The 22,812-nt window shown below is 41.8% G+C and carries 23 protein-coding genes and 1 pseudogene; 12 read left to right on the top strand and 12 right to left on the bottom strand.

All coding sequences use genetic code 11. The features are described 5' to 3' along the window. Positions 1-7: 7 nt before the first annotated feature. The 4 genes from budA to chrA all read left to right on the top strand — a co-directional run bounded on the left by budA (position 8) and on the right by chrA (position 2,538). Positions 8-778 carry an acetolactate decarboxylase gene (gene budA / locus R0K30_RS07350; protein ID WP_410609844.1) on the top strand — a complete coding sequence of 257 codons (771 nt, stop codon included), beginning with the start codon at positions 8-10 and terminating at the stop codon, positions 776-778. A 152-nt stretch (positions 779-930) separates the two neighbouring features. After that, the gene (gene chrS / locus R0K30_RS07345) at positions 931-1,407 is read left to right on the top strand and encodes a chromate efflux transcriptional regulator ChrS (RefSeq protein ID WP_099726460.1); all 477 of its coding nucleotides are present in this window, start codon (positions 931-933) and stop codon (positions 1,405-1,407) included. Positions 1,408-1,423: 16 nt separating this feature from the next. Further along, entirely contained in the window at positions 1,424-2,005 is a 582-nt protein-coding gene (gene chrB / locus R0K30_RS07340; RefSeq protein WP_099726461.1) for a chromate efflux transporter ChrB, read from the top strand. Beyond that, positions 2,005-2,538, top strand: a complete 534-nt coding sequence (gene chrA, locus R0K30_RS07335; protein ID WP_099726561.1) for a chromate efflux transporter ChrA — start codon at positions 2,005-2,007, stop codon at positions 2,536-2,538. Before chrB ends, chrA begins: the two co-directional genes overlap by 1 nt. A gap of 39 nt (positions 2,539-2,577) precedes the next feature. On the opposite strand, the gene R0K30_RS07330 is transcribed toward chrA, so the two are convergent. Both R0K30_RS07330 and R0K30_RS07325 read right to left on the bottom strand, forming a co-directional pair. Next, on the bottom strand, positions 2,578-3,897 hold the full coding sequence (locus R0K30_RS07330; RefSeq protein ID WP_099726462.1) for a UDP-glucose dehydrogenase family protein: 1,320 nt from the start codon (positions 3,895-3,897) through the stop codon (positions 2,578-2,580). Positions 3,898-4,012: 115 nt separating this feature from the next. After that, positions 4,013-4,156 (bottom strand): YwzD family small protein, encoded by a 144-nt coding sequence (locus tag R0K30_RS07325; protein WP_410609841.1) that lies wholly within the window; start codon positions 4,154-4,156, stop codon positions 4,013-4,015. A gap of 186 nt (positions 4,157-4,342) precedes the next feature. Between R0K30_RS07325 and R0K30_RS07320 the strand changes: the two genes are divergently transcribed. Further along, positions 4,343-5,950 (top strand): SWIM zinc finger family protein, encoded by a 1,608-nt coding sequence (locus tag R0K30_RS07320; RefSeq protein ID WP_410609839.1) that lies wholly within the window; start codon positions 4,343-4,345, stop codon positions 5,948-5,950. Then, a complete protein-coding gene (locus tag R0K30_RS07315) occupies positions 5,937-8,714 on the top strand; it encodes a DEAD/DEAH box helicase (protein WP_410609837.1) in 2,778 nt (925 codons plus the stop codon). Before R0K30_RS07320 ends, R0K30_RS07315 begins: the two co-directional genes overlap by 14 nt. A gap of 75 nt (positions 8,715-8,789) precedes the next feature. Here the strand turns inward: R0K30_RS07315 and ytvA are convergent, their stop codons facing one another. The 3 genes from ytvA to R0K30_RS07300 all read right to left on the bottom strand — a co-directional run bounded on the left by ytvA (position 8,790) and on the right by R0K30_RS07300 (position 11,351). Beyond that, positions 8,790-9,578 carry a YtvA family blue-light photoreceptor gene (ytvA, locus tag R0K30_RS07310; RefSeq protein WP_099726465.1) on the bottom strand — a complete coding sequence of 263 codons (789 nt, stop codon included), beginning with the start codon at positions 9,576-9,578 and terminating at the stop codon, positions 8,790-8,792. 153 nt (positions 9,579-9,731) lie between these two features. Continuing rightward, positions 9,732-10,592, bottom strand: coding sequence for a Cof-type HAD-IIB family hydrolase (locus tag R0K30_RS07305; protein WP_410610102.1), 861 nt, complete (start codon positions 10,590-10,592; stop codon positions 9,732-9,734). 402 nt (positions 10,593-10,994) lie between these two features. Then, complete coding sequence (locus R0K30_RS07300; RefSeq protein WP_099726467.1) at positions 10,995-11,351, bottom strand: hypothetical protein; 357 nt, start codon at positions 11,349-11,351, stop codon at positions 10,995-10,997. A 116-nt stretch (positions 11,352-11,467) separates the two neighbouring features. On the opposite strand from R0K30_RS07300, the gene R0K30_RS07295 reads away from it, so the two are divergent. Continuing rightward, positions 11,468-11,878, top strand: coding sequence for a YwpF-like family protein (locus R0K30_RS07295; protein ID WP_003215215.1), 411 nt, complete (start codon positions 11,468-11,470; stop codon positions 11,876-11,878). Positions 11,879-12,100: 222 nt separating this feature from the next. Here the strand turns inward: R0K30_RS07295 and mscL are convergent, their stop codons facing one another. Together mscL and fabZ are read right to left on the bottom strand one after the other, a co-directional pair. Next, complete coding sequence (gene mscL / locus R0K30_RS07290) at positions 12,101-12,496, bottom strand: large conductance mechanosensitive channel protein MscL (RefSeq protein WP_230030635.1); 396 nt, start codon at positions 12,494-12,496, stop codon at positions 12,101-12,103. A gap of 126 nt (positions 12,497-12,622) precedes the next feature. Beyond that, positions 12,623-13,057, bottom strand: a complete 435-nt coding sequence (gene fabZ, locus R0K30_RS07285) for a 3-hydroxyacyl-ACP dehydratase FabZ (RefSeq protein ID WP_099726469.1) — start codon at positions 13,055-13,057, stop codon at positions 12,623-12,625. 219 nt (positions 13,058-13,276) lie between these two features. Between fabZ and R0K30_RS07280 the strand changes: the two genes are divergently transcribed. Continuing rightward, positions 13,277-14,332, top strand: a complete 1,056-nt coding sequence (locus tag R0K30_RS07280) for a tetratricopeptide repeat protein (protein ID WP_099726470.1) — start codon at positions 13,277-13,279, stop codon at positions 14,330-14,332. 14 nt (positions 14,333-14,346) lie between these two features. On the opposite strand, the gene R0K30_RS07275 is transcribed toward R0K30_RS07280, so the two are convergent. The 4 genes from R0K30_RS07275 to spoIIID all read right to left on the bottom strand — a co-directional run bounded on the left by R0K30_RS07275 (position 14,347) and on the right by spoIIID (position 17,624). After that, positions 14,347-15,165 (bottom strand): flagellar hook-basal body protein, encoded by an 819-nt coding sequence (locus R0K30_RS07275; protein WP_099726471.1) that lies wholly within the window; start codon positions 15,163-15,165, stop codon positions 14,347-14,349. Between the two features lie 30 nt (positions 15,166-15,195). After that, complete coding sequence (locus tag R0K30_RS07270; protein ID WP_410609833.1) at positions 15,196-16,035, bottom strand: flagellar hook-basal body protein; 840 nt, start codon at positions 16,033-16,035, stop codon at positions 15,196-15,198. A gap of 124 nt (positions 16,036-16,159) precedes the next feature. Then, complete coding sequence (gene mbl, locus R0K30_RS07265) at positions 16,160-17,161, bottom strand: cell shape-determining protein Mbl (protein ID WP_034318394.1); 1,002 nt, start codon at positions 17,159-17,161, stop codon at positions 16,160-16,162. Positions 17,162-17,345: 184 nt separating this feature from the next. Beyond that, entirely contained in the window at positions 17,346-17,624 is a 279-nt protein-coding gene (gene spoIIID / locus R0K30_RS07260) for a sporulation transcriptional regulator SpoIIID (protein ID WP_008343327.1), read from the bottom strand. Positions 17,625-17,972: 348 nt separating this feature from the next. Between spoIIID and R0K30_RS07255 the strand changes: the two genes are divergently transcribed. The 3 genes from R0K30_RS07255 to R0K30_RS07245 all read left to right on the top strand — a co-directional run bounded on the left by R0K30_RS07255 (position 17,973) and on the right by R0K30_RS07245 (position 20,300). Beyond that, on the top strand, positions 17,973-18,386 hold the full coding sequence (locus R0K30_RS07255) for a MarR family winged helix-turn-helix transcriptional regulator (RefSeq protein ID WP_099726473.1): 414 nt from the start codon (positions 17,973-17,975) through the stop codon (positions 18,384-18,386). Positions 18,387-18,401: 15 nt separating this feature from the next. Then, entirely contained in the window at positions 18,402-19,589 is a 1,188-nt protein-coding gene (locus R0K30_RS07250; RefSeq protein ID WP_410609830.1) for an MFS transporter, read from the top strand. A 111-nt stretch (positions 19,590-19,700) separates the two neighbouring features. Continuing rightward, on the top strand, positions 19,701-20,300 hold the full coding sequence (locus R0K30_RS07245) for an undecaprenyl-diphosphatase (protein WP_410609828.1): 600 nt from the start codon (positions 19,701-19,703) through the stop codon (positions 20,298-20,300). 38 nt (positions 20,301-20,338) lie between these two features. Here the strand turns inward: R0K30_RS07245 and R0K30_RS07240 are convergent, their stop codons facing one another. Beyond that, positions 20,339-21,727, bottom strand: coding sequence for an MFS transporter (locus tag R0K30_RS07240; protein WP_230030632.1), 1,389 nt, complete (start codon positions 21,725-21,727; stop codon positions 20,339-20,341). Positions 21,728-21,905: 178 nt separating this feature from the next. On the opposite strand from R0K30_RS07240, the pseudogene R0K30_RS07235 reads away from it, so the two are divergent. Then, positions 21,906-22,792: pseudogene (locus R0K30_RS07235) on the top strand (transporter substrate-binding domain-containing protein). Positions 22,793-22,812: the final 20 nt, after the last annotated feature.

Genomic DNA, 22,812 nt, shown 5'->3' with positions numbered 1-22,812 from the left:
AGCGGATATGGGTAAGATGCACCCAATGAATCAACACAGCGACACAAGACAGCATGACAAACAGCAAGAGGTCTATCAAGTATCGACGATGACCTCCCTGCTGGAAGCCGTATACGATGGAGATTTCTCCCTCGCGCATATTCCTGAACACGGTGATTTCGGCATTGGTACATTCAATCAATTAGATGGAGAGCTGATCGGCTTTGACGGCGCATTTTATCGACTGCGCTCGGATGGAACAGCGACACCGGTAACAGATCAAGATTATTCACCATTCTGCTCTCTAGCATTCTTTGAAACGGATATCGTTCATCGAATTGATGCACCAATGACTTCTAAAGAGCTAGAAGAAGAAATTGACCGCATTTTACCAAGTAAAAATGTTTTTTATGCGATCCGCATTGATGGATCATTCAAAAAGGTTCAAACCCGAACGGTCGAAAAACAGGAAAAACCTTACGTTCCAATGGTGGAAGCAGTTAAGTCACAGCCTATTTTCGATTTTGAGGATATTCATGGAACGATCGCAGGGTTCCGTACACCGCAGTACGCACATGGTATTGCGGTGAGTGGATATCACCTTCACTTTATTGATGATGATCGGCGTGTCGGCGGGCACGTATTTGATTACACCGTTGATCAAGTCACCATCCGAATCTCTCAAAAACGTCATATGAATTTACACCTGCCAAATACTCAGGATTTCTTCCAAGCTGACCTTGATCGAGCTGACCTTGCACAGCAAATAGCCAGTGCGGAAAGCAGCCCAGATAAATAAGATGAAGACACCCCGGTGATACCGGGGTGTTTTTTATACACATCGACTGTTTATCAAACATAACGATTTCATTTCGTTTGTAAATTGAAATTCAATCATTCTATTCGTAATAAAATATGATAGAATATCAACAGAAGAAAGGTGGTCATACGGTGTCAAACGATTATAGCATTCCAAACTTAACATTAGATGAAAGAGATAAACAAATTTTATCCCTATTACACGAGGACGGGCGTATGTCCTATACAGATCTCGGGAAACAAGTCGGTCTTTCACGTGTTGCCGTGCAAGTCCGAATTCAGCAGCTCATTGAAGCAGGTGTCATTGAACGATTTACCGCTGTGATTAACCCCGCGAAGATCGGCATTCATGTTTCTGTCTTCTTTAATGTAGAGGTTGAGCCGAAATTTTTAGAAATGGTAGCCCTTCAGCTTGAGCAGGAAACAGCTGTCACAAGCCTTTACCATATGACAGGACCAAGCAAGCTGCATATGCATGGCATTTTTCAAAATGAACAGGAAATGGAGACATTCCTCACAAAGAAGCTATATCCGCTTGAAGGCGTCGTCAGTGTCGACTGCCAGATGCTCATTAAACGATACAAAAGCCGAATGGGCATGAAATTGTAGACAGGAGTTGAACCATTTGCAATCATATATCGAACTCATCATCGCAATGGTACGAACCGGTATTCTCGGCTTTGGCGGAGGCCCTTCCGTGATACCGCTCATTCGTCATGAAGCGGTGGTGAAATATCAATGGATCAATGATGACGAATTTGGAGAAACACTCGCCATCGCCAATGCATTACCCGGTCCGATCGCCACTAAGATGTCGGCATACCTCGGCTATCGATTAAAAGGGGCATGCGGCGCCATTGTCGCAACAGCTGCTCATATTTTACCGACATGTCTCGCCATGGTGGCACTTGTCACACTTGTCAGCGTCTTAAGCTCCTCACAAATCATTCAAAATATGATTGGCGCTGTGACACCAGTCATTGCCGTTCTATTAGGCATCATGGCATATGATTTTGGGCAAAAAACGCTGAAAGGCTTCGGAATGATCTTCGGTGTCACTCTGTTCCTTCTTGCATTTATCGGCCTTCAGGTGCTATCCATTCATCCAGGAATCATTGTCATCATCTTTTTATGCTATGGCGCCTTTCATTTCAAACTGAAACATCACTGGAATCGAACAAATAAAGAGAAAGGAGTGTCTTCATGATGCTGATTCTCTTTTTATTCTGGGCATTCTTCTTGTCCAACCTGTTAGGCTATGGCGGAGGCCCTGCATCGATCCCGCTCAATTATGAAGAAATCGTCAATCATTTTCATTGGATGACGAACGAAGGATTCTCCAATATGCTTGCTTTAGCCAATGCACTTCCAGGACCAATCGCTACGAAAATTGCGGCATATGTGGGCTATGATGTCATGGGCTGGCCAGGCTTTATCGTAGCACTGCTTGCAACTGTACTTCCCTCCGCTGTTGGATTGATTTTATTACTAAAGCTCATTGACCGCTTTCGCCAATCTCCTGTCGTAAAAGGCATGACCTTATCCGTACAGCCTGTCATTGCCATGATGATGCTTTTATTAACATGGGAAATCGGCGGAGATGCAGTGAAAGCCATTGGCTGGACTCAATCGCTCGCCATTGCTGCCATCTCATTTTTCTTTATGACCAAATTCAAGATGCACCCTGCCTTTCTCATTGTGGCTGCATTTTTATATGGCGGATTCATTCTTCCGCATTAACGTTAAAAACCGATAACATCATCTGTTATCGGTTTTCTTTTACATAAAAATAGGAGAGACGGGCCTGCGTCCAATAGAATGATATTCGACCCCTGCTCGTTCTGCTGCTTCAAGCGTATGGCAGTTTCGACCATCAAAAATGAGCGGCTGGCTCATCCATTTCTTATAGGCCGAGAGCGGAAAAGCCTGTATATCCGCCCACTCTGTTAATATACAGACCGCATTGGCATCCTTTATCGCTTCTTCAATGGTTTGAGCAAAAAAGACTTGATCAGGCAGTTCACGGGCTGCCTTGCGTACGGCAACAGGATCATAGGCCACCAGTTCCGCGCCTAATTGATGGAGCTCATGAGCAATCGGGATCGATGGCGCCTCCCTCATATCATCTGTATTTGGCTTAAAGGACAGACCAAGAAGTGCGATTCGCTTCCCTTCCAGATTAGCCCCCAGCCGCTCCTGAATACTTCGGATAAAACTGGCTTTCTGCTCATTGTTTACTTTGATCACAGCCTTTAACAGCTCAAAATCATGGGACACATGCCCTGCGATTTGGACAAGTGCATTTGTATCCTTTGGAAAACAGGAACCTCCGTAGCCAATGCCCGCCCTGAGAAACGAAGAACCGATCCGCTGATCAAGCCCCATTCCCTGTGCCACCCATTCAACATCAGCACCTGTTTTTTCACAAATCGAGGCAATTTCATTCATAAAGCTGATTTTTGTCGCTAGAAAAGCATTTGATGCGTACTTGATCATTTCTGCACTTTTACGATCTGTTTTCACAACTGGAAGGTGAAAATCAGCATACATGCCCTCTAGCTGGTCTAATACGCCTTTTGTTTCAGCCCCAATCACAAGCCGATCCGCTCTCAATGTATCTGAAATGGCGGACCCTTCCCGTAAAAATTCTGGATTAGATGCGATAGATAACGGCTCATTCCGCCCTAATTCTTGATGAATCAAACGATCGAGTTGATCACCCGTTCCTACAGGCACCGTACTTTTCACCACAAGCACCGCACCTGGCTTCGCTTTTATGCCCATCTCTTTTGCAGCCTGAAACACATACTGCAAATCGGCTTGGCCATCTGCCTGCTGCGGGGTACCGACGGCAATCATTAACACATCAGCCCTCGGGTAGACTGCCGCTCCATTGACATGAAAATGAATTCGTCCTTGCTCAAGATTCCGTTTCAGCAGCTCTTTTACCCCGGGTTCATACATCGGAGGATTTCCCTGCTTCAGCTGCATGACCTTTCGGCGGTCAATATCAATACACGTCACGTCATGTCCTGCCTCCGCTAAACACACACCCGTGACAAGCCCCACATACCCACAGCCTGCAATCGCAATATTCATGACACCATCAGCTCCCCATACCCCTATGCTTATAATGTCATCGTATGCCGGGAGTTTTCTTTCCATTCATAAAAGCATATAAAAACCCCCTGCCGAAACTAGCAGGGGGTCACCTTTATGGAACAAGACCATTTCGAATATGAGCAATCAAATTTTCAAGCATTTCTTTTGTTGTGACATCATTTGAATTTTCACCAATATCATGAGCGTACATCAAAATCTTTAAAAACTCTTCTTGATTTAAACCCTTATTATCCATGTCTGTATCCTTTCGATTCCACTAATTTCATTATTATATGCTGTAAGGTTGGTTTATGCAATACTCTAATACATCATTCGACAGCTTTTAAAATTTATGACCATTTTCATGAAAAACTTTTTTATAAATCACCATTGAGCTATAATAAAAGAATTGGAATCTTTTACTTGGTTAGGAGCGGATCAAATGCTTCAGCACAACTTCAACGAAGAAGAAGTCAAACAAACAGCCGAACAGATCAAAGAACTTCTTCCTGCGACAGATGAAAACAAACAACTCATCAAAAAAGCATTGATTACTTATAGACAGGACAGCGTATATCGTCTCAAGCAAGAGTCTGATACCGAATGGTCAGCTTATGTACATGATGTCGTGGCAGCAAGAGTCCACTTTCATGTGCTGTTTCCAGTGAGAAGCAGCTGCTCATGTCCAGCTGAAGGACTTTGTAAACACATCCTCGCTGTCTTCTTTTCGCTATACGCTCAAGTAGAGAGTGTGACCGGCTTTACAGAAAATTGGTCAGAACAGGATGAGTTACAGCGCAGCAAAGAATTGATTCGACAGCACTTCCAAGTGAAGCGCCCAGACGAACAATCACTCCAAAGCTGGCTGACTTTTTTCCAGGATGAATTTAATCTCTGGCTGAAACGGACACCGAAGCATCAGCAAACACCACAGCATTTGTATTACGGCTATTTATCGATCCTGAAAAAACACGCACCCACTTCACCTGAATTCAAGAGTTTGTATGCGATTCATACGTCCATTGATGTGTGGTTACGGCTCCATGAGCTTATTGACCTCGGCCGGCTCGATGCCGAAAAGGACTTTTATTCCATGAATCCATATGTAGAACAGCTCATGAACACCATTTTTGATTCAGTGGATCATTTGAAGACATACGCCCTTTCCTTTTCCCTCGATCCGTTTCTTGAAAACACACCAACTGCCGTTCGGACACTTCTTCAAATAAGCGGACCTTTCCAGCATGAACGAGTAGCGGTCTTTATGGAGATTTGGGGAACCATATTAAATAGAGGGAAATGGGTCAAAAAAGAAACACAATTACTCAAGAACGCTCAGCAGCAAGAACAAACGGTTGAACGTACCATCGGGCTCATGCACATGGATTATTTGCTCAAAGAAGACGAAAAGCTCTTTCAGCAATTACAGCTGCTCAATGCACATATACTGCCAAATGTGCTCAATTGGCTGATGGATCTCACCAACCGCAAGGACTGGAAACGACTCAAGCTTTGGTATAACGAGATCTCCTATGTATTAGAAGAATATTGCCAGCTGGATCTTTCCTACAGAGAACTGCGAGCAGCCGTCAGTGATTTCTTCTTTTATTTAGATGCGTACTTTAAGCAGACGAAGGATCATCATTTATATGAACGCTACCTCCAAATCTGCATGCCCTATGCTTTTACTGAATATAGTCAGCTTTTATATGCACAGCAGCGATATGCAGAATGGATTGAGATTCACAGCCTTGTTGGTTTCTCCATCAGTGAATTGGAAAAGGAACTGATCAAACAGATTGCAAAAGAGGAGCCTGAAGCGCTCATTCCATCTTACCACCGTGAAATCTCACTGCTTCTCGATCAAAAGAATCGAAGTGCCTATCGAGAGTCTGTGAAAATGCTCAAAAAACTGCGTACGCTTTATCATAAAACGAAAAAAACCGCGATTTGGGAAAGATATGTGAAGCAGCTGCAAGATTCAACGAAACGGCTGCGAGCGTTCCAAGAGGAAATGAAGAAAGGAAAATTAATTGATGACACGCCATAAACAAATTGTCATTCATGCAGAACAAACAGAAGATTTCTCTTTCACCATTTCAGCGCAAGCAGAGGACGGACACCCTGTTCCGCTTAATGAAATGAAAAGACAGCTTTTCCAATGGCACGAATCTTCTTTTTACGGAACGTTCTTAGAAGATGTGAGCTTTATTGGCACACCTGCCTTCCTGTTAAGCCCTTGGATGACCGTTGAACTGCTAGGAAAAAATTCATTTAATACCTTTAGTCACGTGACATTAACGGATGAAACCGAGCCGCTTATGAAAACAGCCTCTACCATTTACGAATTCATCGAGGATGAAGATTTCGTTCCCGATTACGAGGCATGGACAGAAGGTGTACTTCGGTTTAAAGACAAAGAAGGCATATTAGATGGCTATACGGCTGATTGGTTCTCCTTTGCTGTACAGGATTACATTCAATATGATGATGCCCTGCAGCACAAATGGAACCGCATGACTGCACAATCGCCTGCGCTCTCATCCTTTCAAGGGCATTTTTTAGATGAGCAGGATTTTTTGGAGACGATTGGCTGGATTGATGATGAGACACCTTTCACTGTCGGCCTCCGCTTAAATGAGCCGGAATACGACGGGGATGATTGGAAAATCGAATTGTTTTTACGTGATAAGAAAAACAGCGATCTTCACTTCTTTGAAGGCATCCGATCATTAAAAAGATCCTGGCGTCCGTATGAAGAAAAAATCTCACGAGAGCTGGAGCGATTCAGTCAAATTGTTCCTTGGCTCTCTTTCACATCTGGCACGACGCTCATGTCAGAAGAAGAAGCATGGCTCTTCCTATCTGAAGCAAGTGAAACACTTGTGAATATGGGGATTGAGATTCTGCTCCCATCATGGTGGCAAATCGTAAAGGAAAGCACGATGATGCTAAAAGCAAGGATTTCCTCAACACCACGAGGCGAATCGCATGTCGGAATGGATGCCTTAATGGACTTTAATTGGCGCTTTGCGACTAACGGCATCGAGCTGACAGAAGATGAGTTCAACGAGCTTGTTCAAAGTAAACGCCGCCTTGTCAATATTCGCGGGCAATGGATAAAAATAGATCCGACCTTCATCCAGCAAATGAAAAAATGGATGGAGCGTGCCGAAAATGAAGGACTTCACATGTCTGATATCTTGTCACGTGAACTGGCAGATCAAGAGGCATCCTCCGAAGCCATCCCAGAGCTTTTAGATAGTTCGTCATTTGCCCATATTCAATTTGAACTTTCATCTCAATTAAGAGGGCTGGTCCATCAGTTAAATGATACACATGAGCTGCCTTCTTACAAAATGAGTGAGTCCTTTAAAGGCACACTGCGTCCGTATCAGCAGCACGGTGTGAACTGGCTTTTATTTTTAAGATCTCATGGGTTCGGGGCTTGTTTAGCAGATGATATGGGACTTGGAAAAACAATTCAAATGATCGCATATTTCACCTATTTGAAGGAGCAGCAGCAAACGACCGCTCCATCTCTCATCATTGCGCCGACCTCTGTTTTAGGAAACTGGCAACGAGAGCTTGAAACATTTGCACCACATTTGAGTGTCGCCTTGCATTACGGGCCATCACGTCCACAAGGGGAGAACTTTACAAAAGCTTACGAGTCAACAGATATTGTCCTGACGTCTTACGGGCTCTCACATTCTGATCGCGATGAATTAACATCAGCAAAGTGGAATACCATTTGTTTAGACGAAGCCCAGAACATCAAGAATGCCCATACGAAACAATCGAGAGCGATTAGGCAATTAAAAGGGCTGCATCACATTGCCCTCAGCGGAACACCGATGGAGAACCGCTTGACGGAGCTTTGGTCCATTTTCGACTTCGTCAACAAAGGGTATCTCGGCAGCCTGACCAGCTTTCATAAGAAATTCGTTCTTCCGATTGAAAAAGATCGTGAAGAAAAAAGAATTGATCAGCTGCAGCAGCTGATCAAGCCTTTCTTATTAAGACGAACAAAACAAGATGAAGAGGTCGCTCTGAATCTGCCTGAGAAACTAGAAGAAAAAGAATTCATCCCACTATCCGCTGAGCAGGCTTCTTTATATGAGCAGCTCGTCAAGGATACATTTGAACATATGGCTTCATTAACAGGGATGCAGAGGAAAGCCATTATTTTAAGTATGCTCGGCAGACTCAAACAGATTTGCGATCACCCTGCTCTCTATTTAAAAGAAAGCGGGACAGATGTGAAGCTGCTGAAACGTTCATTAAAAATGGATAAATTAGCAGAGCTGTTAAAAGCGATACATGAACAAGGTGAAAGCTGCCTCATCTTTACGCAGTATATTGAAATGGGCAACATGATCAAGCAGCTAGCGGAGAAGATGTTTGGAGAACCTGTTCAATTTTTAAATGGCAGCTTATCAAAACAGGAGCGGGACAAAATGGTGGAACGCTTCCAGAAGAAAGAGTTCAACATCTTAATTCTTTCTTTAAAAGCAGGAGGAACAGGGCTTAACTTAACCGCCGCAAATCATGTCATTCACTACGATAGATGGTGGAATCCTGCTGTGGAAAACCAAGCGACAGACCGTGCTTATCGTATTGGACAAAAACGATTTGTTCACGTCCATAAGATGATTACAACCGGCACAATCGAGGAGAAAATCGATCAAATGCTCGAAACAAAACAAACATTAAATGATCAAATTATCCAAAGTGAAAGCTGGATTACAGAGCTATCGACGAACGAACTAGAAGATTTATTCACATTAAGTGCGGCAGCTCAATCATCTTAATCACAGCAAAAGAGGACTTTTCTCAAGCTTGATGAAAAGTCCTCTTTTTTAATTTCAATTCATGATAGAAGATTGTTAAATTTGCAGCTTTTTCAATGCAGATTTCACGTTCATATACGTATTCAAATCACGGAAGTCCTCTTTCATTTCTCCCATTTTCATCGCAAGATTTGGTTTAATTCCTGTCACAATCAGTTCAGTGCCAGTCATTAAAATCAAATCGTTCAGCTTAAAGATCGCATCTGCCACAAATGAATCCACCTCTAATAAACCAGACAGATCCACAATAAAATAATCATCCTTGGATTGAGAGATATAGGTGGAGACCGTTGAGATGATTTTATCAAATCTTGGCGCTGTTAACGTACCAATGATCGGTAACACAGAGATACCATCCTTCACCGGAACAATAGGGACAGAAATATTGAGCACTTCATCAATCGATTGCTCAAGAAGCTCCTGCTGTTCCTTCTCTTTCGTAACATCTTTTTGCAGACCAACGAAATAAAGACGTTTTCCTTCATTCTCATCAATCCAAAGAGGAGCCACACTTAACTCGTTCCAAAACATTTGTCCAGATTTTTTGTGATTTTTCAGCTGAACAGTGACAGCCTCTTTGTTCTCAATGGCTGTTCTAATTTGCTTTAAAGCGATTTGCTCAGTTTCATCTCCTTGAAGGAAACGACAATTCTTCCCTAGTACTTCTGCTTCTTGATAGCCTGTCATATCTAAAAAGCCCTTGTTCACATATATTAAAGGATTATCAGGTAAAGACGGGTCCGTCACCGTCAGGCCAACCTGAGTATAGTCTAAGGCTTCCTTGATTAAATGAAGATTTTCGGACTTATAAGATTCCAGCGCCATTCGTTTACTCTCCTTAATTTCCTTACAAGCGGGTTATATTCATATTTAAATTATATGATGTTCCACAGCAGGTGTAAATAGAAGTAGTTCTGAATTCCTCTTTTGTAGAATGCGCTTTATCCTATGTGATTTATACAAATACATCCGATTCGTCTATTTCAAAAGATGTCGAATCATATGCGCCACACCATGTTCATCATTTGTTAACGTGACGTGATCAGCTATTTCTTTTATATCCTTTCTTGCATTACCCATCGCAACCCCAAGACCAGCTGCTTGAAGCATCGATTCGTCATTTAAACTGTCTCCTACAGCTGCTGTCTGGCTTAAAGGGACACCAAGCCTTTCTGCCAGCCTTGTTAATGCCTGCCCTTTAGACGCATCCTTTGAACCAATCTCAAAGTTATGATCAGCCGAACTGACCACAGTTAACTCTGAATCATGTCCAAATGTATCCCATCCGGCTTTCAGTCTATCTTGAAAGAAAGAGAAGCCTAAAATGTTGTAAAATGAAAGCTTTTGATCCTCACGAAACAATTCTTCATATGTATCAATATAGGCAAAACCCGACTGGCTGTATTGAACTTCTGCCGCTTGCTTTAGAACACTTTGATCCGTTTCTGGATTTGCACTTTTTAAACGATCCATTTCGATCGCAAGAAGCTCTCTGCCATGATTCGGTGTGAAAATGGCCTCATTCGTAAAGACTTCATAGTAATAGTCACGTTCCTCAAGCCATGATAATATGTGTTTGGCCTTTTCTTCTTGTAAATCAGCTGAGTGATACACTTGTCCACTTGGATCATGAATCACAGCTCCATTTGCACTAATCACCCACGTATTCATACCAAGCTGATCAAAAATAGACTTCACATCAAAATACGCTCTTCCTGTTGAAACGACAACCTCAATCCCGTTCACTGCTGCTTCCTTTAATGCCTGCTCGTTTTCCTGACTCACTTTGTGTTCACTGTTCAATAAAGTACCGTCTAAATCCGTTGCGATTAATTGAATGTTTGTCATCGTTCTCTCCTTTTTTGTCTGCATTTTCAATTGATATACCATTGATCATATCCATCATCATTATGAAATGAGTATCCACTATTCGCAAGGGATGATCGGCTTATCAATGAATAAAAGGGTACCCGGCCATGAAACATGACCGGATACACATAAGGGGATGATAGGGGACACATGACCTATACAAAGAAGCATCGGTTCTATTACGCAGTGTTCATTTGCACTAGGCAACGTCTATCAGCTTTAGCTAGAGGGGGGCTATTAGGTGCTAGACGTTTACCTTTTGATTTAAGACTGGCCTCCTTTCCTGTCAACTGCCCCTAGTCTACTGAGAAAAGTCGTATGTGACAAAACATGAAAATGACAAAATCGCCCTTCAAATTCTCTATTCCCTCTTTAATTTTTGTTTTTTACCGCTTGAGTATAAAACATCATCTTGTTTTGTTTGACGAAATACTTATTTTTCATAAATTGATAAAAAATATCTGAGTGAATCCAATTACTAGAAGGCATGTGAATATAATCAGATCCGTCCCACGCAAACCAATAAAAACAAAGCCGCCCGTCATGAATCGACAATTGAAATTCAAAGCAGTCCATTTGATCCTCTGTGACGTATTGAAAAGTGAGAGACTCGCCTTCTTCCATGTACACATCGCAAAATGAAAGAATGTCTCCCCATGAATATACTCGCATATTGCTTTTTTCCTTCTTCTCGCCAATATGTATTTTTCGCAGTTGATAGGACTCCATAAAACATCTCCTTTCACTTATATACAGCTAGTTCTGAGTAGGCAGCGGTTTCATTTATACAGATGTTGTATGCTATAATGATACTTACGAATAATGAACGTTGTGAGGTGATAAATATGAAAACCTTTAGGCTGATTGATCTCAAAATCGAACTTGATCCAAAGCAAGATAAAATGTCCAGCATTCCCCTTCGTGACGGTTTAATCATTAATAAAGAAGACGGTGAAAATCACTGGATGATCGAGGCACTCATTCCAAAGAAGCATAGACAAGTGTTTGAGGTGCTCTTTCAGCAGCACACAGAAGTGAAGATTCTCGTGACGATCACAAAAGAAAACAACCGCCCTGTTCATCTATCTGTCCAAGTCAAAAACATCGTTGCCTTAGAAGAAAACATTTCTGTGTTACTCGATGGTAAAATGATTACAAATCGTTACAGAACAGAAACCGAAGAAGTATTAAAAGACCTCGTCAAAGAGGGGCTTTCAGGAGAAAAACTGCTGGATGCTTTTAAACAAAACACATAAAAAAGAGCGGATCAGCCGCTCTCAGATTGTTGATGACAAAGGGCTAAAATGAACTTTATTTTAGCCTTTTGTTCTTTTCAGCGTGATAGAAAGCCCTTGAAGTCTAGGAAGGACGAGTATCGGAGCGAAGCGAATGAACGATTCGTGAGCACCGGCACGCAGGACTGCGGGCGAATGCGAGGGTTTGTCTACACGCTGAGAGCGGGGTTAGCCGCTTTTTTTCTATTGCACATCTTTAGATTGGCTTTGATTTTTCAATAGATCTCTAATTTCAGTTAGTAAAACTTCTGTTTGATCTGGTGTTTCCACAACCTCTTCTTCCTCTACCTTTTTCCGTTTTAATTTATTCAAATAACGTATAAAGATAAAAATGGAAAACGAGATAATCAAGAAATCAACCACTGTTTGAATGAAGTTACCATACAAAATTTGAGCATCTCCGATTTTAATGGCTAAATCGCTAAAATCATGCCCCCCAATAATAATACCGACAAGCGGCATGATCAAATCATTCACAAGAGAAGTGACAATTTTGCCAAATGCTCCCCCAATGATGACACCTACAGCCAAGTCAATGACATTCCCCTTGACTGCAAACTCTCTAAATTCTTTCAGCATCCTTTATCACCTTCATCTTTTTTTGTCTAATATGACGTTTTTTTGTCAAAAATGCAAGTCCTGATCCTTTCAGACTGAGCTTTCCCATATAAAAAGCGGTTCATGCAAGATGAACCGCCAGGCAAATCATGATACTTTAGGACCGATAGAAAATGTAAGTTCTGCTTCACATGCAACTTCGCCATCTACTGTAGCTACCGCTTTTCCTTTTGCGACAGGACCACGGAGACGCGTCACTTCAACCTCTAAACGAAGCTGATCTCCAGGCTTGACCTGTCTTTTGAATCGGCAGCCGTCAATCCCTGCGAATAAACCAATCTTCCCTTTGTTTTCTTCTTTGCCTAACATAATCACTCCAAAAACCTGTGCGAGTGCTTCCACAATAAGTACACCCGGCATGACTGGATATCCTGGGAAATGACCGTTAAAGAATTCTTCATTGACTGTGACATTTTTAATCCCAACCGCTTTTTTCTCACCTTCAACCTCTAAAATACGGTCGACCAATAAGAATGGGTAACGGTGTGGAATAATCTCTTGAATTTGCTGAGCATCAAGCATATCTTGATCTCTCCTTCTTTTCTATATGGCTGATCTTCATTTGATTCCTATCAAAGTATATTATGAATGCTGTCATTTTTCAATATCCACTCCACATTTATGGTAAAAAATAGAATCTACCATTACCAATTGTCATCAAATATAATCCACACTACACTCATTGTTTTTTCACAAATATGGTAATATATATTACATCATTGATTGAATAAGAGGGTAAAAATGAATTTTATGAGCGATAAATCCATTAAAAAACTTCTCCATTCGTGGTATACAATGCTAAAGCATCGACATTTTTCGAAGGCTGAAGATATCAAAACAACTCTATCAAAACATAAACGTAAATTATCAAAGAAACTGGAGCTTTATTTACATTATCAACTCATGCTATTCCGTCATCAGCTCTGGATGAATCAGACAGAGGACTTAGAAAAACTCAAACATGAACTGATGCTCCATAAGGATCAAATGAACGAAGAACTGCAATATTATTTTTACTTCTTTCTCGGACTATACGAATCTTTAAACAGCGATCAAAATGACGCCATTCATTATCTTGAAAAGGCAGAAGGACGCCTTCCCTTACTAAACGATGAGCTGGAGGAAGCAGAATTCCATTTTCGTACAAGTGGTGTTTATTATAACAACCGCTACTCGTTGTTATCGATTCGTCATATTCAAAAAGCCATGGATATCTTCGCCAAGCACGGGGATATCCATAGCATTTATCGTTGTAAAATTGTGCTCGCCCTTAACTTTAGCGACCAAAAGAAATATGAGGAAGCAGAAGCTATTTTCATTGAGATTATCGAATACGTGAAAATGATTGATGACCAAGAACTGCTTGGAATCGTTTATTATGATGCTGGTTTTATTCAATCAAGACAAAACCGCCATAAGGTAGCACTAGAATACTTTAAAAAAGCGCTTCGTCTCCCAGCATACCGGAAGTCCGCGCACTCCTACGTATCGTGTCTCTACGAAACTGTGCGTTCCTGTTTTAAAGAAAATTTAACAGATGAAGGAATGAAATATATACAAAAAGGGCTAAAAGAAGCGGTTGCTTCTCAGTTTGATATATTAAGAATCAAGTTCCAAATCCTATTCCTTCTCTACAGCGAAACGCCCAAAGCAGATGAGCAGATTGCCACGCTCGTCACATGTCTTGAACGAAAAGAAGCCTGGATTGATCTTGAGGATCTACTTGCAGATGTCTCAGATTTTTATAAAAAAAAGGGCGACTTTGAGAGAGCCGCCTTTTTTATCATGAGAGGCTGACATCAGCCTGCTGATTATCTAATCGTATTCACTAATCCCAGCATCTGATCACCCATCGTAATGGTTCTTGAGTTCATCTGATAAGAGCGCTGTGTTGTCATTAAATCAGTTAATTCTTTAGACATGTCCACATTTGAGGTTTCAAGTGCACCTTGCTGAAGCTGAATGGCTTGGCGGTTTGCCCCATTCAGTGCCGTTAATGCGCCTTGATAATTACCGTCTACTGAGAACAAATTCTCTCCTTCAGAGATGAGTGCTGAAGAATTATTGACTTGTACAACGCCTAGATTCACCTGCTGATTCGGTTGATTATCTCTAGAAATAGCCGTGAGCCGTCCATTTTTATCAATGGAAATATCACGAAAATTAGCATTTAAGACGATCGCATTTCCGTTTTCATCAAGAATCGGATGGCCTTCACTTGTAACCAGCTGAACTTGGTTACGGTTATTGCCTGGCTGTAAATAAAGAGAACCGTCTCTTGTGTAACGGATATTACCGCCGGCATTGACCTGCAAATACTGCGATGGCGCCCCAAATGCAACATCAAGATCACGGCCTGTTTCTTTAATAGAGCCTTGCAATGAGTTAATGGATGCATTGACCATTGTACCAGTTCCAAGCCGTAGCCCAGCAGGTGTCAGACGACTGTTTGCCACCTGCTCATTTTTTTCATCTACCTGATTAAACTGCTGTCTGACCAGCTCTGAGAATCGGGTGTTTTTTGCACGATATCCTGTTGTTTCACTGTTGGCAATGTTGTTACTGATGATATCAAGCTGCTTTTGCACCTCGTTCATCGACACAGCTGCATTAATCATCGTTCTAAGCATGAGAATCCTCCTTTCCCTTTCATTTCTTGATTAGTATACTCTTCCGATTTCATTCACAGCTTTTTCTAAGCTTTTATCATACGCCTGAACAACTTTTTGGTTTGTTTCGAATGCTCGATAGGCTGTTGTCATTTCTGTATATGATTTTGTCACATCAACGTTCGACAGCTCTGATACACCTTGACTTAACGTATAGGACATTTGACCGTTATTTACTTCACTTGGCAGGGGCTGGTTATCAGCCGTACGGTATAAATCATTTCCTTCACGCGCAAGATTTCTTGTGTCCATTGCGACACGTACATCGATTTGCCCGAGATTTTGTCCATTTTCACTTACAGTACCATCTGCGTTCACTTTGAAATTCTCACTCTGAACTGTAATCGGCTGACCCGTCACTGAAAGAAGGGCACGGCCACCAATGGTCAACTGATTTTGTGCGTTCAATGTAATGGAACTACTTTTCGTATAACGAACGCCTTCTGGTGTGTTGACGGCATAAAACAGCGCTGATTTTTGATTTGTCTCCGGGTTGATTGGCACATTATTTTCTACTAATGCGACATCAGTTGTTTGATCCGTTGTTTTTAATGTTCCTTGTGTAAATTGAGGGATCAGTTCCTGCATATATGTCCCAGTATTAATTCCACCAATCGGCGTTTGTTGCGGGACATTAAAGCCTTTGCCTGAGGATGCTTGGAAACGTCCTGATTCCATTCGGCTCAGCAGCATCTCTGGAAACGCCCGCATTGCCCCTTCATCAGCTTTATACCCTGGTGTATTTGCATTTGCGATATTATTTGAAAGCATTTCTGTCCGCCGCTCTTGAGCGATCATGGCAGATGTTGCGGTGTATAGTCCTTTTAACACGTGCTCACCTCATTAAGATTCTTTCACATGACCTCAACACAATCTTCTATGAAATATATCGGCATATTTGCAGGGTTCTTTAATAAAAATCCCCCATTCTTTCTAAAAAGAATGAGGGAAATCATTAGCTGAGTTTACGCTTTGGCAGCTTGTCCATATTATCAAGCATCACGCCAGTACCAACTGCTACACAGTCCATAGGATTTTCAGCAACGAAAACTGGTACTTTCAGCTCTTCTGCGAGCAATTGATCAAGCCCGTTTAGAAGACCTCCGCCACCTGTAATGATGACTCCGCGATCGATGATATCAGCTGATAATTCGGGCGGTGTTCTCTCAAGAACTTGCTTCGCTGCCTGAACAATCGCAGATACAGATTCACGTAATGCTTCTTCTACTTCTTTGCTTGTGACGGTAATCGTTCTTGGTAATCCTGTCACCATGTCTCGTCCACGAATCGAAATCTCTTCGTTACGTGCGTCTGGGAATACCGTTGCAACTTGGATCTTAATATCCTCTGATGTACGCTCACCAATCAACAGCTTGTACTCTTTTTTAATGTAATTCAAAATTTCCAGATCAAATTTGTCTCCAGCCATTTTAATAGAAGAGGCGGTTACAATGTCACCCATAGAGATGACAGCAATATCTGTCGTTCCGCCTCCAATATCTACGACCATGTTTCCACTTGGCTGAAAAATGTCCATACCAGCACCAATTGCTGCTACTTTTGGCTCTTCTTCAAGAAATACATGCTTACCGCCGCTTTTTTCAGCAGCTTCTTTGATCGCCTTTTGCTCAACAGATGTAATGTTTGTTGGGCAGCAGATGAGCATACGAGGCTTAGAGAACAGCCCTTTCACATTTAATTTGTTAATAAAATGCTTGAGCATTGCTTCCGTTACTTCAAAATCAGCAATTACGCCATCTTTTAATGGTCGAATCGCAACAATATTCCCAGGCGTACGTCCAACCATACGTCTAGCCTCTTCTCCAACAGCCAGTACTTTCCCGCTATTTTTGTCAAGTGCTACTACAGATGGTTCATTCAACACAATTCCTTTTCCTTTGACATGAATCAGTACATTGGCAGTACCAAGATCAATTCCAATATCCCTAGCAAACATCTATATATATCCTCCTTGAAAATCTGTTTCCATAGCAAATACCACATTCTGCCCTAATTATATATTCTATCATAATTTGCAGAAAAAAAGATATTTCTTTACAAAAATCTTTACAAAATTTGTGGTTAGAAACTACCGATATGAGGAAGATATATATATCATGTTTATGAACAAAGAACTAAGCTTACTGTTTCACAGGCTCGCCTTCTAAAATTTCTTCTTTTTTATACTTTAACTTGGTGGCTTCTCCTCCTCGCAAGTGGCGGATTGATTTATGATAATCCAGTATCTCCTTCACTTCATTAGCCAGATCTGGATTAATTTCTGGCAGTCTTTCTGTTAGATCCTTGTGTACAGTACTTTTAGAGACTCCAAATTCTTTCGCAATAACACGAACGGTTTTCTTTGTCTCCACGATATACTTTCCTATCTTGATTGTTCGCTCTTTGATGTAATCGTGCACACCACTCGACCTCCCTAAAATGGATGTGAGAAGTGTGAAATGAGATCCGTATGAAGATTATCCATTTTTAGCATCGCTTGTTCGTCGTAATTTCTCATCCATTAGGTAGTAAATGCCAAACACGATCCCTCACCTCAAACACTCTCTTTGTCAGGTTTGTAACAGTGTATTAGCATTGCATAGGGAATATGCTAAAAATGAAGATGGGACAAGGGATTTATCAGAAAAGGCAAAATAAAAAATTCATTTCGGGTGGCGAAAATTTTCACTTTACAAGCATGGATCAAGCACGTAAAATAGAAAAGGTGAATTTATTTACCTAGATAAATATTTAATAAAGGTGAGCATATGGATACGTTAAACAGAGAGTGTTTACATCAAATACATCAAAGCGCCAGGCTGCTGTCTAAAAAGGCGAACGAAGCGCTTGCTGCTTATGACTTGTACATGTCCCAGTGGACTGTACTTTTTTGTTTGGATACATTCGGCCCGAAAACACAAAAAGACATTTGGACATATTTGAACGTCGAAGCACCAACCATTACCAGAACCGTCACCCGTCTAGAAGCAAACGGCTGGGTGAAGCGCGTACAAGGAAAAGACAAACGTGAAAATCTCATCGTGATGACAGATGATGCAAAAGCTCGATTTGAAGAAATTAAGCACACGATAGAACAATTTGAAGAAGAATGTCTTTCAGACTTTACCTACGAAGAAAAACAACTCCTCCATACCCTTTTACACAAATTATCAACTGAATAGGAAGTGACATACATCATGAACGAACGAATTTGGACGAGAGACTTTATCATGATTGTCCTGGTGAATTTATTTACATTCACCTCTTTTTATGCCCTTTTGACATTGTTGCCCATTTACACAATGGATGAACTAAATGGAACAGAATCACAGGGCGGACTCCTTGTGACGGTCTTCTTATTATCCGCCATTGTGACGAGACCGTTTTCCGGAGCCATTATTGAGAAATTCGGCAAAAAACGCATGGCAATTTTCTCTTCAACGGCTTTTGCCTTACTCACTTATTTATACATTCCGATTGATCAATTCCAACCGCTGCTCATGCTGCGTTTTGTACAAGGAATCTTTTTTAGCATTTTGACGACAGTAGCGAGTGCCATTGCTGCCGATATGATCCCGAAAAACAAACGCGGGGAAGGCTTAGGATACTTTGTGATGTCAATGAACCTCGCAGTGGTCATTGGTCCGTTTATCGCACTGAATCAAGTAGGAAAAGTAGGATTCCATTCCTTATACCTTCTCTTTTCCATCATCGTGACCATCGGAGCAGCTTTTACTATCATGATTAGACAGCCAGAGCCCGAAAACGGAGGAAGCGTCGTCTTTCGATTCACTTTTTCTCACCTGTTTGAAAAAGGTGCATTAAAAACAGCGGCAGTCGGAATCATTATTTCCTTCTGTTATTCGCCAATCATTTCATTTATTTCAGTCTATGCCAATTCACTTCATCTAATGGATGCAAGCAGTTATTTTTTCATTGTTTTTGCGGCTGCGATGCTTGGATCACGTCCGTTTACAGGCAGACTTTTTGACCGAGTAGGACCTCACATTGTGATCTATCCATCCATTGCCCTTTTTGCAATAGGTTTATGGATGCTGACGGCTACACATTCAGCGACAATGCTTCTTTTATCAGGCGCTGTGATTGGCCTTGGCTATGGATCTTTGGTGCCTTGTTTGCAAACACTAGCGATTCAGCACTCTCCAGCTCACCGTACGGGCTATGCAACGGCCACTTTCTTTACACTATATGATACTGGCATTGCTGCTGGTTCATTTGTATTTGGTCTTCTTGTCAGCTTCACAGACTTCTCAAATGTGTATCTCATTGCAGGCATCGTTGTCTTGCTAAGCATGGGCGTTTTTTACTGGAGCGAACGAAAACCCCAAGAAGCAAAAGCACAAAAGGTCTCACTATCAGAATAGGATTCTGTTTTAAACTTCACCGGAAACATGCTAAAATATAGGATATTTCAAATAAAGCATACAGGCTTGTTTGAAAAATAGTTGGCGTTAAGCGAAGGTATAGGTGATGTTTTGAATTACGAATTGTTTAAAGTCATACACGGGATGGCTCATCATTCTGAGTTTTTAGATCAGGCCATGATTTTCATTACGAAAAGGGCCATTCTTGTGTATGCCCTTGTCTTATTGATATGCTGGTTTTTAGGTAATCACAAATTTAAGAAACATGTCTTCTTCTCCGGTGTAACAGGCATCGTGGCACTCATCGTCAATTTTGCTATTACACTGTTTTATTATGAAGAGCGGCCGTTTGTGGCGCATAAAGTCGACACACTCATCCCGCACTCAGCAGATGCTTCCTTCCCAAGTGACCATACAACAGGCGCACTGGCTCTTTCATTAGCCATTAGATCCCGTAATAAAAAGCTCGGCAACATTTTGCTCGTCTTTGGATTACTTACAGGGTTCTCCCGCATCTGGGTCGGGCACCATTATCCACTTGATGTCTTAGGCAGCTTGGTCGTATCGATTGTGGTTGTCTTTATCATGAATAAATTATGGAAGTTCTTTGACTCTCCAATTGATCGCATCGTGACGTTCTATGAGACAATGATGGGGAAAATATTCAGAAGGAAGCAAAAGGATCAGGGCTCTGACCTGTCCAATTCTTAAGCGGCTTGCGATAAAGTGATGAAGATTCTTCTTCCACTTTATCCGGCCGCTTTTTTTATTGGCTGTCTCCCTCTGACCATATTTGAAAAATAAAGACTTACGCCAATGCCAATAAGAGAAATGATGATTAACGTCCACCCTAACTGCTCAAAATGGGAACCAGCGATTTCCTCACCAAACAGCATGCCAAGCACGGCAGATGACAGAATGGAACCAAGGTACCGGCATGTTTGAAAAAGCCCGGAGGATGTACCAATCATTTGCTGAGGACTCGCTTTTAGCATTGCAGCTTGAAGCGCCACATTCCCAATGCCGTAACTGAGTCCAAGTAACGCAAGAACCACTCCTTTCCCCCATAAGGGCGCAGGAATAAAAAAGAATGTCATCGCAGAAGCTCCACCCAGCATCAATACTGTGCTTGCTAAAATCGGATGTCGTTCATCCCCGCGATCCACCCACTTTCCTGTCAGCGGCGACACAATGATGCTCACCCCAGACATACACAGCATAAAAAGACCCGTCATCTCCACACGCCAGCCTAATTCATCTTGGAAATAACTCGGCAAACCAAAAAAGAGACAATAGAAAAAAATATTTAAGATGATAAATTGCACATACACAAATGACAGCCGCTTCTCCTTGCGAAACATCCGAATTTGAATAAACGGTTCATCCACCTGATATTCCCACCAGATAAAAGCACCTGCACTCAGGAGACAAAGAATGCCCTGTACATACTGAATACCATCTGCAAGTGATAATAAAAATGAAAGCAGGAGTACAATACAAGCTGTAAAAAGAAGCATCCCTGGCAAATCGAGCTTTCGTACAGTCTCTCCTATGCGGAGCTTTCTCTTCTTCTGCTCCTTCGGAAACAAAGATAGCCCAAGAAAGAAACTAATCAGAATAAAAGGCAGATTCACTAAAAAGATAGCCGGCCAGCCGCCGATTGTCATCAAAAACCCGCCAAGCGTCGGTCCGAGTGCTGTCATCGCTGAAGCAAAAATGGACAATACCGCTAATGCCGATCCCTGTCTTTCCTTAATATGATCCCGAATGAGTCCAACACCCGAAGGATAAATGGCACTACTTCCAATCGCCTGCAACAGCCGGATCACAATCAGCACCGCAAAAGTCGGGGCAAAAGGGGCACAAATGGCCGAAATGGCCACGAGAGCCAACCCAAATAAAAATAATGTTCTCCGGCTCATCACATGATCCCCAATCCGGCCGCTCACCGGCTGCGTCACCGCACTGGCTAAATAAAAAGTTGAAATGAGCCAGGATACGGTCGTAAACGACAAACCAAACTCATGCTGAATTTGATGCAAGGCCAAAGAAATCATCGAGGAATTCAGTGGATTTAACATCGTTCCAAAGGCAATAGCGGTCAAAAAGACCTTTCGGTTGTCTCTCCACTTGTTCATACACCGACCCCCCTCTTTGTTATATGCCATGTTCTTTGCCTATCCTTCCGTTATTATGAGATTCATTTCCCTTTTTTACCCTTATCAATTCAAGTTCTCTCTTGGAACAGCAAGACATACATTTTAAAAAGGGAGCACATTAAAAAAGCACATACAAAATTGAGAATATGAGGAAGAGATGGTAATATTCATTTCGTGTTTGAAAGCCTACTTTCTCCTTATAGGAGAACGGCTGAAAAGGAGGAGAAGCATATTATTAAAAAAAGACGGTTTTGGGTCCCAGCCCTTTTTTCGGTTGCAGTATTACTTCTGTCTTCGTGTGGTTCAGATGAAACAAATGGGAACGGAGATAAACGTAATTCTACAGCGAAAGGGTCGCCGATTTTGGAAGATGGAAAATTTGTTTTTGCAGCATCAGGGGAATTTCACCCATTCAGTTACATGGATGGAAACGAGATGTCCGGCTTTGATATCGATGTAGGCAACGCGATTAGCGACAAGCTCGGTCTCGAGCCTGTACAGAAAAAATATAAATTCGCAGGTATTGTCGAAGGCGTGAAAGCAGGGAAATTTGATGCGGCAGTTGCGAGTCATACCATCAATGAGGAACGAAAAAAACACGTCCTTTTTTCTAAACCCTACTACTATTCCGGTCCGCAAATCTTCACAAGACCTGGAGCAGACATTCAAAGTGCTGATGACTTAAAAGACAAAGAAATCGCTGTATCAAAAGGCTCGTCCTACGCTGATATTGCGAAAGAACATAGCGGGCAGGAACCAAAATATTACGACAGTGATGTGGTCGCTTTAGAAGCACTAGCCAACGGAAAACACGATGCGGTCGTGACTGATTTTGCCACAGGTGCAGAAGCCATGAAGAAAAAATTAAAAATCGAAGCGCAGGAAAGACTCGGACAAAGTGAGCAAGCAATCGCTGTGTCAAAAGAGAATAAACAGCTCATAGAAGAGATCAACGATGCGATTGATGCACTAAAAAAAGACGGAACATTAAGACAAATTAGCGAAAAGTATTTTGACGAAGATATTACCGTTAAACAGGATTAAAACCACGATTGTGCGCCCTT

The organism is Bacillus sp. SIMBA_154, assembly GCF_046536015.1.
In the GTDB taxonomy this organism is placed as follows: domain Bacteria; phylum Bacillota; class Bacilli; order Bacillales; family Bacillaceae; genus Bacillus; species Bacillus pumilus_P.
This window is presented reverse-complemented; position numbering and strand designations above follow the sequence as displayed.

Coding starts and splice junctions, on each gene's coding strand:
- budA (WP_410609844.1), top strand. CDS start 8: ATGGGTAAGATGCACCCAATGAATCAACACAGCGACACAAGACAGCAT.
- chrA (WP_099726561.1), top strand. CDS start 2,005: ATGCTGATTCTCTTTTTATTCTGGGCATTCTTCTTGTCCAACCTGTTA.
- R0K30_RS07330 (WP_099726462.1), bottom strand. CDS start 3,897: ATGAATATTGCGATTGCAGGCTGTGGGTATGTGGGGCTTGTCACGGGT.
- R0K30_RS07325 (WP_410609841.1), bottom strand. CDS start 4,156: ATGGATAATAAGGGTTTAAATCAAGAAGAGTTTTTAAAGATTTTGATG.
- R0K30_RS07320 (WP_410609839.1), top strand. CDS start 4,343: ATGCTTCAGCACAACTTCAACGAAGAAGAAGTCAAACAAACAGCCGAA.
- R0K30_RS07315 (WP_410609837.1), top strand. CDS start 5,937: ATGACACGCCATAAACAAATTGTCATTCATGCAGAACAAACAGAAGAT.
- ytvA (WP_099726465.1), bottom strand. CDS start 9,578: ATGGCGCTGGAATCTTATAAGTCCGAAAATCTTCATTTAATCAAGGAA.
- R0K30_RS07300 (WP_099726467.1), bottom strand. CDS start 11,351: ATGGAGTCCTATCAACTGCGAAAAATACATATTGGCGAGAAGAAGGAA.
- R0K30_RS07295 (WP_003215215.1), top strand. CDS start 11,468: ATGAAAACCTTTAGGCTGATTGATCTCAAAATCGAACTTGATCCAAAG.
- mscL (WP_230030635.1), bottom strand. CDS start 12,496: ATGCTGAAAGAATTTAGAGAGTTTGCAGTCAAGGGGAATGTCATTGAC.
- fabZ (WP_099726469.1), bottom strand. CDS start 13,057: ATGCTTGATGCTCAGCAAATTCAAGAGATTATTCCACACCGTTACCCA.
- R0K30_RS07280 (WP_099726470.1), top strand. CDS start 13,277: ATGAATTTTATGAGCGATAAATCCATTAAAAAACTTCTCCATTCGTGG.
- R0K30_RS07275 (WP_099726471.1), bottom strand. CDS start 15,165: ATGCTTAGAACGATGATTAATGCAGCTGTGTCGATGAACGAGGTGCAA.
- mbl (WP_034318394.1), bottom strand. CDS start 17,161: ATGTTTGCTAGGGATATTGGAATTGATCTTGGTACTGCCAATGTACTG.
- R0K30_RS07255 (WP_099726473.1), top strand. CDS start 17,973: ATGGATACGTTAAACAGAGAGTGTTTACATCAAATACATCAAAGCGCC.
- R0K30_RS07250 (WP_410609830.1), top strand. CDS start 18,402: ATGAACGAACGAATTTGGACGAGAGACTTTATCATGATTGTCCTGGTG.
- R0K30_RS07240 (WP_230030632.1), bottom strand. CDS start 21,727: ATGAACAAGTGGAGAGACAACCGAAAGGTCTTTTTGACCGCTATTGCC.